Here is an 18209-nt window from a genome sequence, read left to right on the forward strand (position 1 = left end):
TAATTATAGCATAGAAGAATGGCTTTCTGTCTTATTCGACAGAAGCCATTCCCCACTCATTAAAACTCTCCTGTTTGTTGAAGTAAGCGATACAACATAACAGCTGATTCTGCGCGCGTTGCGTTCGCTTTCGGTTTAAATACAAGTTTGCCGTTAACAACCGTACCGCGAATTAATTGTAAAGATGCGGCCAATTGGACATGTTCACGCGCATACGGTGCAATTGCTGGCTCATCAGCAAACGTAATCGGCTCATTACCTTTTGTATGTTGATTTTTGTACGCAAGCGCACGAACAAGCATCGTTGCCATTTGTTCCCTTGTAATGACATCATTCGGTTTAAAGAGCCCTTTATTTCCTTGCACAATGCCTGCACGATATGCAGCTTCAATGTATGGTGCGGCCCATGCCATCTGTGATGAAACATCGGTAAACACACCTTTGTACACACCAGTTGGTAACTGCAATGCACGTGCGAGCAATACCGCAAATTGAGCGCGTGTAATCGGTTCATTCGGCTCAAAGTGATCTTTTGTCACACCTTGAATAATTGAGCGAGAAGCAAGCACTTCAATTTCGTCCTTCGCCCAAGCTAAGCGACTTGTCACATCATTAAACGTTTTATTTTGTTCTAACAAAGCAAACGTGCCAAACGTGCGGAGTGAAACGGCCATTTGTTTTTTCGATTTGTCGTATACACCGCCAACGTATTCATACGACTGACCGTTGAGGCGATATACAGCCGCTTTCCGAGCATCAACAGGCGTAGATGCGACGTTAAATGTGACTTTAATAGGCTCTTCACCTAGTATATGTTGGCCATCTAATGTTTTAGCTGACAGTTCATATACAGGTGCAATGACTTTGCCCTCAGTCTCCTGCTTCACATCTTTGACACTTACGGATAGTTTTACATCCGCTTTCGTAAATGATTTCAATACATCTTTAGCTAAAACGATAGTAGCTCCATTCATCTCGATTGACATAGATTTCCCGCTTGCCACCAACGCTTCAGCCAACTGTTTTGCCACTTGTACACTAAGTGTATGAATGTTTTGCTCTCCTTGTTTATGCTCCACAGCAATGTTTACTGTGTCGACATTTTTCGCCATTTCTAACACACGCTCTGTAAATAGTTCGACTGTCTTCTCGCCATTTTGGATCACTTCTTTCCCAACATTGGTCGATGGAGCAGGTGTTGGTGTTGGCGTTGGACTTGGCGCCCCTCCTGAGCCTCCTCCTGGAGTTGGTGTCGGATTCGCTGGCTGCTGCTTTGTCGTAAAGATGTACGTGTAATCAGTCATCGACTTGCCAGCATAATCTTTTACTTGTGAGTCGATTACTACTTCATATGTCGTATTATGTTTGAGTGGTGCATTTGGTTTGAAAGTAAATGATTGAACGAGTTTTTTCGTTCCATCTTCAATAAACCAACCGCTTTCACCCTTGCCGTCTAGTAAACTATCATCCTTTTTACTTTCATCCGATTTATAACCGTTAAAGATGCGATCATATGTGAACGTACCGGATACTTTTGTTTTTTGTCCATTTTTTACTTCATATACGCTTACATATTGTTCAATAGACGCTTTGTCCATTAGACGATCGAATGTAACTTGTATGCTTGTATTCGTATCTACGTTTTCCGCATTTGTTGCAGGTGTTGCTGTTTCCACGCGCGGATTACCTTGACGAACAAGCGGCACGTTCAATTGTGTTTCCGCTGGCGGAACGTCTACAATGCGCGACGTATACGTCTCATAACCTTCTTTTGAGAAGACGACACGCCACTTGCCTTGAATAACATCCCAACCGTATCGTCCATTTTCATCTGTCACTTGCGGGTTCACTTGACCGTAAAATTCGGCACTCCATTTCACCCACTCATCCCCTTGAAGTTGTTGAACTTCCGCTGTTACACCTTCTAAACGGTTGTCCATGCTACCTTCAAATACGTAACCTGATGGGTCAATCAACACAATAATTTGCATCAGCGGCAGGCGAATTTCTTTCCCTTTCACTTTGAAAATAAGTTGTAACATTTGTTCACCGTACGAGCTCCAAGGTCCGAGTTTTGAGCCATCAAATGTGAACGTTTTGCCATCACTTTCTTTTTCCATTTTGTACTGTTCACCTAAAAACTCAATCCATGCTTCATCGACTTCATCGCTAAATACAATTTTTGTATCTAACGGTGTTTTCTCAACAACCGCAAACGAAGCGACACCGGTATAAGGATTGAGCGATACCGTTCCGTTCCATCCTGCATATACTTCTGCTTCCTCTACTTTTGGAACAGAGGCATCATATTGAACAGTAGAAACGTTTGACATATGCTGCTGACCGTTCTCTTTTACAACAGCGTACAATCCGAACGTTTCTTTTTCTTTTGTGACTGGCAAATTGACAGTCGCAAACCACCAACGACCTTCTACTTTCGTTTCTGTTAACTTTTTCCCATCTGCATATACTTCAACAACAGCATTCGGTTTTGCTTTTCCATATACTTTTATTTGCTTCTCAGATGTTTGTGCTGGTGCTTGCATAGTGACGAACAATACGTTTGTCGTTGCTGATAATTCGTCTCCATTTCCAACCTTCGCAACAACACGTACAAAATCATCCGCACTATCTTTCACTTTTACTTGGAAAGTAATAGATCCTGATTCACCAGCTTTTACTTTAGGAATGGTCACTTTACCGTCTGTTAACGTTGCTTGCTGTCCGTTTACAACGAGTGAGTTGCTGACAAGCTCCACATGATTTGGCAAAGTAAATGTGACAGGAACGTTCTCTTCATCTGCAGTACCGTTATTTCGATACGTTAACTTATAGTCAATTGTTTTTCCTGGTACGACCGTGTCAACAGACGCAACGAAGCGATTTCCTTCACCTACAAAACTTCCTGTTCCTTTCGTAAATGTAAGCGCGACCGTTTGTGATTCTTTTTGAATATCAACTTCTTGTTCAAGCGTTTTTCCGTTGTACCATGCTTCAAGTTTGTACATACCTGGTTGTAAACCGCGAACTTTGAAATATCCATCTTTATCTGTACGCGCCCAGCCTGCATATTGTTCATTAGCATCGTATACGTTTACATATACGTGTTTGAGTGGCGTACTTCCTTCATATACACGTCCGTCAATATATTTTGCTTTTTCTAACGTAATTGTACCGAGATCCAGTGTTTCACCGTCACTTGCTCCGTCAACAGTCACTTTCTTTTCGACATAATCTGTCGCTGAGACGACGTATGTGATTTTTTCATCTGAGCGTAATCCCTTAATTGTAAACGTACCATCTTCTGCAAACGATACATAACCATAACTATTGTCGGTATAAGCGTATACGTATACGCCCGTCATTTTGTCATAATCAGCGATTTTTCCTGTGACCGTCAATCCTTTTTCGAGTGTAACAGTCACATGATGCTCATCTTTCGTAATATCTACTGTCTCTTCTTTTGTGATATATCCAGGTACGCTCGTATATAACGAATAGCGCTCCGCCACAACTACATTTCGAATCGTTACGCTACCATCTTCGTTATATTCCACTGGATACGTTGAATGGTAAAAACCAAGCTCGTAATTCGACGTACGATATACGTCATATTGGTATAAATAAAAATATGCATTTGGTTCCGTAATGACATTTCCATCTTTATCTTTGAACGTTAGCTTGACATCAACGACCTCGATGTCTTTTTTGTTTAATGTGAATTCAATTGGCTCTTTTACATAATTGTGCTCTGGATCAATCGTAACTTTTGTTTTCAACGTTTCATATAAACCGTTTCCGTATACGATCAATTTATATTCTCCAGCCGGTACACGTTTTAATGCACGATCATCCCAAGAAACGAACTGCCCTTTTTGATTAATATATCCACTAAACCATGCACGATCGTTGTACATCTCTACGTATAAACGGTCAGTGACTGCCTGTCCATTTTGATCAACAAAATGAATGCGCACTTCTTGTGGTAAATGAACGGTTATTTGCTCTTTTTGTCCGTACTGCAATTGGATCGTCGAAACAGCGTAATTCCATTCTTTTCCGTCGTAAATATCGATACTGTAAAACCCTTTTGGCAATCCTTCGAGCGTAAACGTACCGTCGGATTGAATAGCCGCTGTGTATGCACCAATTTGCACTTTTCCTTTTGTTAATGGCTCACCATTGGTACGTACTGTTCCTTCAACTGTTGCCCCTACATACTTTCCAACGTTTTCTGTTAGCTCATTCGTTTTTTGTCCTTTTCCATCTGTAATAAACGCAACAACTTGATCAACAAACATCATACCTTGCTCAATCGGGAACGCCCCAACGTATGCTTTACGCTCCGTATCGTACGGTAAGTTGATTTCTTTTTGCTTCCCGTCATAATATACGACCGCTGTCGCTTTATAACCTTCTTTATATGAGCCGTATAATTCAACGCCAATGTTTGTATCCAATTTTAAATAACCTTGTTCCGTATAAACTTTCAATGTCGTTGCTGAAAAGTCTTCTGTTTTCCATTCAGCGATCGCTTCACTATAGTTTCCTATTTGGTCAACTGCAATGACTTTAAAACGATATGTCGTATTTGGCAACAACGGTGAATAACGATACTCTTGGCCATTTAATCCTGATTTGAGTTGTTGCCACTCTCCATTGTTCATTTGAAGTAAAACATTGTAGTAAGCAACATCGCTATCTTCATTCCAACGAAGAACAAGTTCATTGTTCTCCTCTTTAATCGTCACTTCAGGCTTAGCAGGCGGCGTGGTATCGACTGTAATTGTTACTGCTTTAGATGACTGTTCACCATCTGATGCGATTAATGAATACGTTCCATCCTCAAGCTCTAACTCGGCAGTGAAACGACCTGTTGAATCGGATTTCGTTTTTGCGGATGCAATTACTTCTTCGCCTTGTTTTGCTTGTACAGTTAAATCGACATTTGCCTTCGCATATCCATAAATGTGAATTTTATTGTCATCCCCACGAACAAATGCGCCGTCTTGTGGCGAAACGATGACTGGTGCGGCGTTTTCAGAAACAGTAAACGAAGTATACGCTCTTTCACCTGTTCCCGTCACTAAATCAACTTGATATACACCGGTAACTGCTTGATTTAGTGTAAACGACGTAGCGATCGAACCATCTGGTTGAATATCTGCATCGTTCCATTGATACGTATATACAACGTCATTTGTTGGAGATGTGACTTTTAACGTCGGTTTCATCCCGTAGCCTGCTTGACCTTTTTTACGTACGTAACCGCTAAGCTTCACTTCGCTATTTGGCGAGTAAATAGCTTGGTCTGTTTGAATGTGAACTTCTTTTTCTGGAACTGGTTGAGATGTTTCTCCGTCAGATACTTTAAGTTCCTTTTTCCAATACACGTCATTTCCGTCTGGAAGAGTTAAATCATAGTATACGATATATGTGCCGTTTGGTAAGTTAGGTACTCGGAGATGAGCGTACTCGACCGTAACATACTTCTTCTCAAACGCTATTTCCTTCCCTTGTTCATTGACAATACGAATCGATGGCTCAATATTCTTATACACGCCATCAGTTTTCTTTTGAATTTTCCTTAACTTAAAGTCCCCTTGACGCACATCAGTTCTTAATAAAATGAACGTACCGTTCGAACTATCTTTCCAGTAAGATACATCTGTGCTTTCTATTGCAGGTTGACCGGCAACCGATAACGTACGAGGTGTTGTAAAGTCAAGATTGATAGGTGATAGGTCATATGTGTATCCTCCATCATCAACCATACTGAAAACAGCATATTTATACTTATTAGATGTAACATACACATTAGAAATATTTCCTTCATTCAAATGAACGTGCGCAGCGCTATATTGTTTTTCACGCATAAACACAAACGAATCTAATTTTTTATCACCCTCTATTTCAATCTTTGAAATGTTATGAAACGCATCCTCAAATGACAATACACGATGTTCTCCATTTACTTCGAATTGTTTGTATACAACATAACCGTTATTTTCATCGTCGAATCCCCGATAACTCACAGTCATCTTTTGTGGACGAACAAATATTTTTCTTTTTATATCATATGCATAAACTGTAAAATCCCCATGTGTTGTTGATAAGTAATACTCAGCCGAAGCTTCTTTAGTAACCGGCGTACCTTCTCCTGTCACTTGAACGGGTACAAGGTCCGTTGGCAAAGATAATTTTTCTCCTTCAAGTAATGCTTTAAGTTGTTCATATGTCAGTTTTCTCGTATCCGCATATACAGCATATTCATTTTGTTCATTTTTTACGTTAATGGAAAAGCTAAGTTCATACGTTAGATCTGGTTTTAGTTTGTCAACAGGAATAACTAAATTCGCTTGGTCACTCTCACCATTCAGCCATTCCCACAAAGATGGGTGAGTATCATTCCCTGTACTATAACCTACTAACCAACCATCTGCTTCCCCTGTAGGTTCATACCCATCTGGCAATTCGATTTGAATCGTTTTCTCTTCCTCTTGGGCATGTACCACAATAGAAGGAGCAAAAGATGAAAAAATAAGTAAGACTGCTAATAGCGTATATAACGCTTTCCTCACCGCGACATTCCTCCTTAGTTTAATGAGGAGGGGAGAGACCCCTCCTTTATTTTACTTGGAATTGAACTTTGTCTTTATTTGCTTCAGCCATTGCTTTTTGATCCCATCCCGACCAAACGAATGCTTCTACTGCATACGTTCCTTTTGCAAGGGATGAAAGTGGCAATTGCATACCAAGACCATTTGTTCGTTGTGGATCAAGTTGGTCGATTGTCAAGAAAGCACGTCCAACAACTCGGCGATCCGCATCAAGCACTTGTAAAATAACAAGCGGTTTGACTGGCGCGTATTCTAAGTTTTGAACACGTGCCATCACGTAAGCAGAACCCGTTTGATTGAACGATGTTTGCTCCTCACCGTTTTCATTTAATACTTTTACCGCTTCAATTAGCGTTTCATAGTTGTATACAACGAATGTATTGGCTTTCGAATCAACGAGCTTCCCTTCTGCATCGTATGCCTCAAACGTCACAGTATATGTGCCGTTCATCGCATCTTGTCCCACTTGATAAGCGTAAGAGTACTCCTGTCCTATTTGTTCTGGAAGTTGTTGCTCCTCACCGAGTGGATCTTTCACTTTTACTTTCCACGTCACTTCTTCGTTTGCGTACGCGCTGAACCATGCTGGACGATTTGCGCTAACAAATTGATTTGGCTGTACATGTGTGTCTGTAATCTCTACTTTTGGTGGCTGTTCTCCTTCTGCTAGACGATAAATCGATACGACTTTTTGTGTCACATGGCCACCGAGATCTTTTAATGTGAGCACAAATGTGTTGAGCCCTTCTTCTAGCTGCAACTCTTGTGTATACGTATGTTCATAATCTTTCATAACAAACGGGCTTTCAAAATCTACCCCATAAGCAAAGTCGTCATTGACATAAAATTGCATATGACGATAATTATCTTTTAACGCCACTTGTAAGTTAAACTTATCCACATCATGAGCCACATACTTCGGCACACGCTCTACAAATTCAATTTCTCCTGGTGTGGAATCGACAAAAACTGTGCGATTAATCGTAATCGATTGACCTTTTTCATCGGTTGCTGTTACTTGGATGTCTTTCACACCGTCACTTTCAAATGACACAACTGTAGAGAAATATTTTCCGATCATTGGGTCGTTACTTACTTTCACTTTCTTTCCATTCACAGTCACTTCAACATTTGACACATCACTAATAGATCCAAATACGTGTACATCTCTTGAACCATACGCGCTAAGTGGTTCCGGCGAGAATAGTGAAATGATTGGCGCTTCTTCATCCGCTACGACCGTTGAAGCAAAATTGACGTTTCCAGCATAGTCAATCGCAGATACCGTTACTTCCGCGTTTGTGTAAACTTGTGGAAGTTCTACACTCGTTTCCTCTTTTGATAACAATGTTTCGCCTGTAATCGATTCTCCGTTTACGAATACATCGTAACCAGCAATACCAGCACCATTTTCAATAGCTTCCCATGAAATCGTATTTGTTTCTTCATCATAGTTAACTGATAAAGTCGGTGCTACCGTATCAACGAGAACTGGAATTTTCTTCGACTGCCAACGTGCATTCGGATAGTCGATGACTGCTTTTAGTTCATACGCATATTCTCCATCCGGAACAACTTGGAATTTTGCTGTTCCATCCCATAGACGACCGTCCATGTAAGAGAATGGCGGCTCACTTCCGGCATCAAAGAAATTTTTCTGTACGTTGTTTTCAGATTTAATACGGCGAAGTTGTTTCTCATCTTTTAAAATGTTGTATTGCACTTCTTTTGCATTGCGTAAAAATGTTGGCAGTGGCTGAATTTGATCCATAAAGCCGTCGCCATTTGGAGAAAATGCATACTTTCCTTTCTCATTCGGCATTAAAAGCGATGTATTTTCATCTATCATCGTTGACCATCCATAAAACGATGCTTCTCCAAGATCGGCAATGCCATCAAAAATATTCGGTTCATCCCAATGGCCGTAAAAACCAACATATGGGATCGTTAAATCTGGTTTTGTTTCATTTTTCAATTGCACAAATCCTTCAACAAAAATATTTTCATGAAGTTCTTTCGCCCCATCAGTTGTTGGGATTTTCGCATTTGATAAATCGATTTTTATAGAAAACTGTTTTTTCCCATTCGCTGGAACTACAATTTGGTCAGATTCCGTTGAAATGACTGCACCCTCTATATGACGTGCCGCTAAAGCGTTATAATCTCCATCTACAAGATCGGTTAACGCATTCGCTTTCACCTCATATGTGACATCTTCATTTGACATGTTGTATGCGGTAAACGTCATTTTAATCGACTTTTCAGTAAAATCACCAAGTTCGACTTTCGCCTCACCAGTCGTTGTATTGACGACGTATACTGGCGTTGTAACCGCTGCATACGTTTGCATCATTCCAGCACCTTGGCGACGTGGCGAGAATGGATAACCTTCTTGATCCGTAATTACATTCGCTGTATTCATTAGTAAAATTTTTGCTAATTTTGCTCGCTCTTTCGTTCCCATATTCGGGAATTGTTCTTTTAAATGTTGCATAACAAGCGCTGCACCACCTGCTACATGTGGCGCTGCCATCGATGTTCCGCTCATATAACCATATTTATTATTTTGTAGCGTCGAGTAAATGTTTCCACCTGGCGCAGAAATTTCTGGTTTTAATTGTAAACTTGGCGTTGTTCCCCATGACGTAAAGTCTGTCATTCGTCCCATTTCTGGATCTTCGGTTTGATCTTTGACTGCAAAGTTGACTTGAAGCGAACCACCAGCATTAGCAATCAGCTCCTCTAATGCTTGTCCATCTTCTGTTTGGATTTTCATAAATGGAATGAGATCCCATCCACCTTGATCTTTGTAAAAGTTCGGGTTTCCGTTATTGTAAACAATAATACCAATCGCTCCGGCTTCTTTGGCATTCATTGTTTTTTCATAAAAAGAAATTTTACCACGCTGAACAAGAACAACTTTTCCTTTTACATCCATTCCTTCATAATCTTCTGCGAAACCATATGCACCGCCAAGAGAAACTAACTCAACTGGATCATCGCCAAACGCTTTCACCCAGTTATCTGCCCCGTAACCTACGAATTGATTATCTCCAACATTCACGAACGTCTCGTATAAATATCTCTCATTGCCTGTTGCCGCAACTTGAAGGGCATTTGCTGCTAGACCTGGGGCTCCAACAGTCCCGATATCAGGATTCTCAGCGAGTGGGTTACCAAATCCGTAAGCAAAGTGACCCGAGTTACCTGCTGAGACGGATACGACGATTCCATTTTCTGTTGCGCGCGCAATCGCTTCACTCGCCATATCTTGTTCATTATAAAATGCAGCTGCACTTCCTAAACTCATGTTAATCACGTCTGCACCGAGTTTAATCGCATCGTCAATAGCCGCTACATACACATCGTCATATGTAGATGCATACATCGGATCATTACTAAATACTTTCATGGCTAACACTTGTGCTTCTGGTGCAACACCAGAAATTTGACCGTTTGCTGCCGCTGTGCCAGCTACGTGCATGCCATGCATAGAAGCTGCTGGACCAAGATCACGAATTTCGTCTGTTTTATCGAAGTAGTTATATCCGTACGGCACTTTTTCTGTGAAGTATTTTCCTGGGAGGTGATGTTCACTAGCAATTTGTTCAACTTCATCTTTTGTTAATGCTTCTTCCGTTGTTTCACTTAATTTCATATCTTGGTGTGATGGATCAACGCCTGTATCAATAATCGCAATGACAGTACCTTCACCACGCAACTGTGCGTCTGCCCATGTTGCTCGTGACTGAATAAATTGATGGCTTGTTTTCATATTTGGCATCGGTTGTGGACGTTCATAGGCGTTGACAAGATGAACAGCTTTAACCGATGGCAAACTTTGAATTTTTTCAATATCGCCATATTGCACTTCTGTACTGAACCCGTTTACGACCGTTGTAAACGATTGTTCAACGTCTACATCAACACCCGATTGTTGAATTTGTTGCAATGCTTCTTTTTGTTTTTGTTCCGCTTGTTTTTCAAGCTGCTCTCGCGTTTGTTCTGATAAATCCTTATACAGCTTGCCTTGCTCTGTGGCGTATTGAAGCGGTGTTTTTCCTTCCACTTCAACGACAACACGTACGTTGTCTGTTTCTTTCCACTCTACTTTTTGTGGAAGTTTTTTTAGTTGCTTCTCTAGCTTTTTTTGCACAAGCTCTCTTTGCAACTTACTAGAATATGAGACAACAGACGTCGCACGGCTTGAAGAATCATTTGCCCATGCACTTCCGGCAAACATACTCGCCATTAACACCGTTGTCGTCATGACACTAAAAGGTTTTTTCCACTTCACTTTTTCCTCTCCCTTCTATAACAGAAAAATAAAGTTATAAAACTATAAAATACATAAAATATTATAATATTCTTATTTTTCTATTTCCTTATGTAATTTTCGACATTTTCCGACATCAAGAAAGACCTCCATATCGGAGGCCTCCCTTTCGTTACATCAATTTTATTTTTCCTAAAAACTCCACCAATACTTTCGCCATTTCGGCACGCGTCATATGGCTCGTAGGATCAAAGCTTCCATTATCTCGTCCTTGCATGACTCCTGCTTGGTATACTGCTTCAATCGCCTGTTTTGCCCATGTTGGCAGCTGTTTTGTATCGCGGAAATCTGTCACTTTTTTCGTTTTGTCTTTCGTTGCTTCATTATAGCCAACAAACGAAAGTTTCAATGCTCGCTCGATCATAACAGCTGCTTCCACGCGAGTGATTGGCTCATTCGGAGCGAACGTATTGGCTGTTTTTCCTTGAATGATACCTAGTTTGACTGCAGCCGCTAATTCACCGTTTTTGTTAAACCATTCTGTGCCTTTTACATCAGCAAATCGACCGTCATATGTTTCATGTGGCAATGCTAATGCGCGTACAAGCAACACAGCAAACTGGGCACGTGTCATCTGCTCATTTGGTCGGTATGCTGTTTCTGTCATACCTTTCACAAGCTGTTTAGCTGCCAATGTTTCGATATATCCTTTCGCCCAATGTTGCTCGATGTCGCCAAATGTATGTGTTCCTTCAACGACGACGTATGTCGAGTTCGTCAATGACTTGATGACCGCTTTGTTGCCAACAAATGTGGTCGGTACAGGTGTAATGGAACCGTCATCGTTTACGCGCACCACAATAGAACGACTTGCATTCACCGCCTGCTTCAATACGATTTCACGTTCAACATATTGAGTAAAACGATCAATCACTTGTTCTTTTCCGTTTGCCTTCGCCACAACATGAAACTCTACTGCATCAGATAATGCTTTCGCACGTAGTTGTGGAGCATCTTTTACTTTCATTTCGATCGAGATGTTTACTTGTTCGACTGTCGCACCGAGTGTTTTTGCAATCGCTGCCAGAGACGCTTGTACTTCTTTTGCTGGCAATTTGTATGTCGCCTGCTCAGTTGCACTCACAATCGTTGCTTCTCCTTGCTTATTTGCCGCCTGTGTAAACAATGTAGCTGGTACATCTACTTTTGTAGTCACACCTTTTGCAAGCGAACCAAGAGAGATGACAACTTGTTTATTTTCATTTGAAAGTGCGCTAACAATAGAAGCCACTTCATTTGACGAAACGGTCGCAACTTTCTCTACGACTTTTCCATCTTTTTCTTTCGTCACTACTTGTGGTTGTAAAACAACTGCACCGTTTTCGACTTTTCCTGGCGTTGTGCCACTACCTGGCGTTGTACCGCTACCTGGTGTTGTGCCACTTCCTGGTGTTGTGCCACTACCTGGCGTTGTACCACTACCTGGTGTTGTGCCGCTACCTGGTGTTGTGCCACTACCTGGTGTTGTGCCGCTGTCTGGCTGCTCAGTTAACACCCCTTCACGTAATTGTTTTGTGTCGAGGTTTAATACGTAATCCTTCGTATTTTTCGCAATCGCACCACCGTCTTTTTTGAATTTATCAGATTTGCTTCTTTCAGACGGTTCAATGTGGATGGCTACTTCTTTTTGGTTTGCTGCTGGTGTGAACGTATACGTAAATGACATGTCGTCTTGAATTGTTACACGCTCTTTATTAATTGTTAATACCCCATCTTTAATCGCATTTCCTTTAATCGTCACACGATCACCGTCTTTGGTGACATCTTCAACAACGACAGGCATGTCAATCCAACGTAAAATATAGTCTTGGATGACCATTTTATTATTACCTTGATTGTGCACAGTCACTTTTAATTCTGTACCAATCGAACCGTAACCGTAGTAGCTGACGTCATCATCTTTTTGATCGTCACGCGTATGATCAGCTAGCCCTTCTTGATCCCATGAGCTACCTTTTACGTATTTATAAGTAATCGTTTCGCCTTCTTGAAGTTCTGTCGTAAACTCCCAATCAGGCGTGACCGCTCCACCACGCGTCATTTTCCAAGCTCCTGTGTTCCAACCGTTCAAGCTGTTTGGAATAGTAATGAGCGTATCTAACGGCGTGTAACTAGGCGCTCTCACTTTAAACGTCACTTGAACCATAACGATGTCTGGCGTAATTTGCACGTCATTTGATGCGACAACGTTCCCAGCACGGTCATACAACTTCACAACATACGTATATGTTTTTCCGTTTTCAACATCGTAATCAGTAAATGATGTACCGATATTCGTTGTTGTATGGACGATTTGACCATCACGCTCAATGATAAGCATATAGGCATCATTGTCATCTAGACCTTCGAACGACCACGTTAAATTCACTTGACCGGATTCAACGTCTGGTTGAACAAGTTGAATCCCCTTGGCAGGTGCTTGCGTATCTTCTGTATTTGCGGTAAGCGTAAATGTTTTTTCGCTTGTGTACACCCAATTACCGCCAAGATTTGTCGTAAATCCATAACGATACGTGTACGTTCCTGCTTGTAGCGGAGTGAACGATGCACGGAATACGTTCGCATCGCCATCTTGTCGGTCGTACGTTGCTTGTATGTCTTCCCATTTGTCGCTATTCGGTTTTTTCACTTGTAATACAGCTTGAAGACCATCAGCTAGCCCATGTTTCGTTACATCAGCAATTTGCGCTTTTGCTTCCACCGTTATTGGCGTAGCTAAATCGAGCAGGCCACCGTTCACTTCGGAAAGTAAAGAAACGTCCTCTTTTGTTAATGGATAATGTGGTACAACGCGACTTGTTTCTACTTTCACGGACTCATTCCCATTTCCATCAACAGCTGTAATCGCAAAGTAATATGCTGTACTGTTTTTCAAATTGTCTATCACAGCTGTCTCTTCACTCGTTTCTTTCACAAGCTCATAACCTGCACCTTTTAATGTAGATTGATAAATACGGTACGTTGGTGCATCGCCTTCCCACGTTAATGTCACTTGTCCAACGCCTGCTGTCGCTTGAACGTTCGTCACTTCATTCGGCATATTAACGGTTACTTTTCCAAACAACATGCGTCCATCAAATGCAGGAATGTTTAGCTGTACCTCTCCATTCGATACTGTCACTTCATATTCGTCATGTAGTTCATCAACAAAGCTTGTTCCATTCGGAATGATTGAAGAAACATCCAACTGTACCGTTTGCGCGCTATTCCCACGGTTCATCGCGATAAGCGCAACATCTTTTCCGTACTGACGGGCAAAGACGTACACATCACCTTTCGCATATACTGTCTCAATTGTTCCTTTCGCTAATACATCTTGATACTTCTCGCGAATCTTACCTACTTTTTGATAATGTGCAATAAGCTCCTTGTCTTCGCTTCCCCACGGATACGTACGACGATTGTCTGGATCTTTAGAGCCTGTTACACCTGCTTCATCGCCGTAGTAAATCGTTGGTGCTCCCGGATAACCCATTTGGAAAATAGCAGCAAGTTTTAACCGCTTTTTACCGAGTTCTTCATCATAATTCGGGTCAAGTTCTGCACGTTCGTATGAATCCGTTCCGTTCCCAAGTAAGAAAACAGCGCGTGCCGTATCGTGTGAACCAATTAAGTTCATGAGCGCATAAAATGCTTCTTTCGGGTAATCTTCACGAATGGCTGTTAATCGGGCATCAATATCTTCCGCTTTCCCATTTCGTAAAAAGTCTAATACAGCTCCGCGGAAACGGTAGTTCATGACTGAATCGTATTGATCACCAAGGAAGTATTTTGATGCATCATCCCAAATTTCACCGAGAATTAACGGCTGTTGTCCGTTTTTGAGCGTTGGCCCACGGTCATAGTCACCTTGCAATAACTCTTTACGAAACTCACGCCAAAACTCCGTATCCACCTCATTAGCTACATCTAAACGCCAACCGGATGCTCCGCGCGTAATCCAGCTTTTGGCGACGGAATCGTCTTCATAAAAAATGTAATTTGCAAGCTGTACGTTATTTAACTCGCTCGCATACTTTACTTTCGTTCCAGTGACAGACTTAAATTCTGGTAAACTATCAAATCCCCACCACGATTGATATTTATATACACCATTTACTTTTTCATTCTCGATATTAAACCATAAATGGAATCCGTACGGACTGAACTGTTGTCCCTCAGCTTTAAACTTTTGTGCAACTTGAGCACACGCTTCCTCTTCCGACAACCCTTTATCGTTCATCAAATCATACACAGCCGACCAATATTCATATGCCCCAACAGTCGGATATTTTCCGTAACGATCAAAGTAAATAGAATCGTCGGATACATGATTAAATACCCCATCTAAAATAAGATGCATACCGCGTGATGCAACCGCTTCCACAAATGATTCAAACTCTTCAGGCGTTCCGAACATTGGATCAAGCTCTTTGTAGTCATTCGCATCATATTTATGGTTTGACGGCGCTTTAGCAATCGGGTTTAAGTAAATTGTATTTACACCTAAAGACTGCAAGTAATCTAGCTTTTGTTCAATTCCTGCAATATCTCCACCGAAAAAGTCGTTCGACCAAATGCCATCACCATCATATCCAGCTGTCCCTTTCATACGTGGATTGTCAGGAAGTTGCGACCACTCCCGATACTCAATTGGCTCATTTCCACGCCCATATTTTTTCACCTTGTCGTTATTTGGATTCCCATTAAAGAAACGATCAGGGAAAATTTGATATACAACCGCCTGTTTCATCCAATCTGGCGTTTTATAGTTTGGATCATACACGGTCAATTGGAACAATTCCGCATTTTTATCGACCACTCGTCCCCATTGACCTTCTTGTGTATCTTCACCATATTCCGCTTTGGCAGAGCCGTCCATCGCGATAAATTTATAGCCATATAATCCTTTGTCATCTGGTGTAAATGTTGCTTCCCAATATTCATCGTCACCAATGACACCGACTTTGTTCATGGAATATAACTTCGCTGTTCCAGTTGTTGTATTTTTTACATATAAGCTCGCTTTTGTTACATCTCCTTTTTTCGCAGCTAAACGTAACGTCACTTCCGTTCCTTCTTTCACTGCTCCAAACGGCTGACGATATAAAGAGTCCCATGTGTTATGTTTCAATCGATCTTTTTGTACCGCTCCATCTGAACCTGTTGGGCTGTAATCTGTATACACAGCTTTTGTTTTCGCATCAAAGAAAAACGTAATGATCGTTTCTTCTAACACATTCAACCTTGCGTTATCTTGTGGATAGTTTTCTTCACTCCAATTATTCCCTAACACTACTTTATATTCATATGTTCCTTTTGGCACACGTGCGCTAAATGTATAAACGGAGTCAAAGTTATCGTCTGTAAAAAATGCGGTTGACGTCTCAGGCGTCCAACCATTGACTTCTTTTTCATAGCCGATCGCAGGCAAAATCGTTCCGACTAATCGCGGCTGTTTTTCTTTTGGAATTGGCGTATACCATGTCGAATCGGCAATCGCATGTGTACGATCGTTATAATAAAACGTCACTTTCGTTTCTTGTTGTAACGTAAGTAAAATGTTGCTACCACCACGTCCCCCAGCGCCGTAGTTTTCACCCCAACTACCGTTTATGGCAATTTTGTATTCATACGTTCCTGCTGGAAGCGTTCCTGTGAATGTGTACAATCCATTACCTTCATATGTCATGATCGTAGCAGTCGCTTTCGGATCCCATTCACTTGTATGTCCAAATTCATCTTGTAAGTTCCCAACAAGCGTGACGATTCGTTGTTGTTCGACAGGTTGACCGACAACGACGACGCTATTTTTTCCGCCATACCCGTCATCAGCTTGATTGGCATTTAACGGATCAGCCACCCAGTTTCCATCTACAACAAATTTGTACATGTACGTTCCATCTGGAAGCGTTTTTGTTACTGACCAAATATAATCGCTTTCTTTCGTCAATTCAATCTTTTTCTCACCATCTGTTTGCCAGTCATTAAACGATCCGACCAGCAAAACGGACTTCTCTTCTCCCGTTCCAACGTAGCGAAACGTCACATCGTTTCCGTTGACAACAGGGCTTTGCACTGGTTCATTTGCGCGAACGATTGCACTAAATGAAAACAACTGTGCAAAAAGCAAAAAGATTGAGAAATAAGCGACATACTTTCTCCATCTTCCCTTCACCATTTGCTCCTCCTTTATTTAAATTTTCTTTCAAGTGAAACCGTTTGCACAAAGGGGTACAGTAAGGGGGATGCAAACAGCCTCACTTACTAAGTATCGTACATAAAAAATTCAAAAATTTCAACAAAATATTTTTGAATTTTTTGCGTATTTATAATACTCTCATTCGCCATGATCGTAAACCTTTCTTCTCTGTTCGATATAAATCGTCTAGCAAATGATGCAACAAATACAAATCCGTAATACGATCTACTTTATTTTGCATCGGTTTACTTTCCAAACCTAATCTTGCGCTTAAATATTTTTTTTGCCTGCTGACTTTCATTGATTCTCGCTCTTTCTTCCGCCATTCGGATCACTCTCACCATATTTAACACCGTTACAGAAAACTTACAAGACTGTTTCCTTCCTTGTTCATCGCGCCCGATTTCGCGAAAAGCTACTCTCGTTACGCGCCTCGACAAGGTTGAGGTGGATATAGCGACTGACTTCTAACATCCCAGCGTCATCGTCAATGAGTTTACTGAAGTAACGCTTTTCAAACACATGACCGATTAATCCGTAACGTGTATTGTAATAATTGGCGTATCGTTTATTAATCAGTGCCATGACTTTGGAAATGGATTGTTGTGGTGAGCGAAGTTGAAGATGAAAATGATTCGTCATAAGGCAATACGAAGCAATTTCAAACGGAATGCTTTCATGAAGCTGTTCGAGGATATGCAAAAACGCGCGGAAATCATTTACTTCTTTAAACAACGGATCACGCCGATTTCCACGGCACACAATGTGATAAAACAAATGCGGCACCCATATCCGCCTTGCCCGACCCACACACCTCACCTCACATGAATTTTTTTGCATACCCTTTCGCCAAAAACGGACAAAATCCTGCATCAAAAGAAAAATTTCTCTCGACAGGTGATTGGTACGCTGCCCCATCCCACTTGTCAAACCAGCGATATCATTTGTATAATATAAACAGATACTTCGTAAAATAAAAAAGCTGAGTGCGGTGAACACTCAGCAGGCAACTACATGCCGCAAGAAGAGCGGCTGACCGAACCGAATTAGAGATTACCAAAAAGAAGTAACC

Annotated in this window: 4 protein-coding genes and 1 pseudogene; all 5 read right to left on the reverse strand. The window is 41.3% G+C overall.

Annotated features, from left to right (window positions below):
- Positions 1-59: 59 nt before the first annotated feature.
- On the reverse strand, positions 60-6581 hold the full coding sequence (locus NSQ23_RS14485; protein WP_339171727.1) for an S-layer homology domain-containing protein: 6522 nt from the start codon (positions 6579-6581) through the stop codon (positions 60-62).
- Positions 6582-6627: 46 nt separating this feature from the next.
- Positions 6628-10917 carry a S8 family serine peptidase gene (locus tag NSQ23_RS14490; RefSeq protein ID WP_339171729.1) on the reverse strand — a complete coding sequence of 1430 codons (4290 nt, stop codon included), beginning with the start codon at positions 10915-10917 and terminating at the stop codon, positions 6628-6630.
- 151 nt (positions 10918-11068) lie between these two features.
- The gene (locus NSQ23_RS14495; RefSeq protein WP_339171731.1) at positions 11069-17113 is read right to left on the reverse strand and encodes an alpha-amylase family glycosyl hydrolase; all 6045 of its coding nucleotides are present in this window, start codon (positions 17111-17113) and stop codon (positions 11069-11071) included.
- Positions 17114-17264: 151 nt separating this feature from the next.
- Positions 17265-17438, reverse strand: a complete 174-nt coding sequence (locus tag NSQ23_RS14500) for a hypothetical protein (protein WP_339171733.1) — start codon at positions 17436-17438, stop codon at positions 17265-17267.
- A 128-nt stretch (positions 17439-17566) separates the two neighbouring features.
- Positions 17567-17947, reverse strand: a pseudogene (locus tag NSQ23_RS14505) (transposase); the annotation flags it as partial.
- Positions 17948-18209 lie beyond the last annotated feature (262 nt).

The organism is Anoxybacillus sp. FSL W8-1294 (assembly GCF_037965005.1).
GTDB lineage: Bacteria > Bacillota > Bacilli > Bacillales > Anoxybacillaceae > Anoxybacillus > Anoxybacillus flavithermus_G.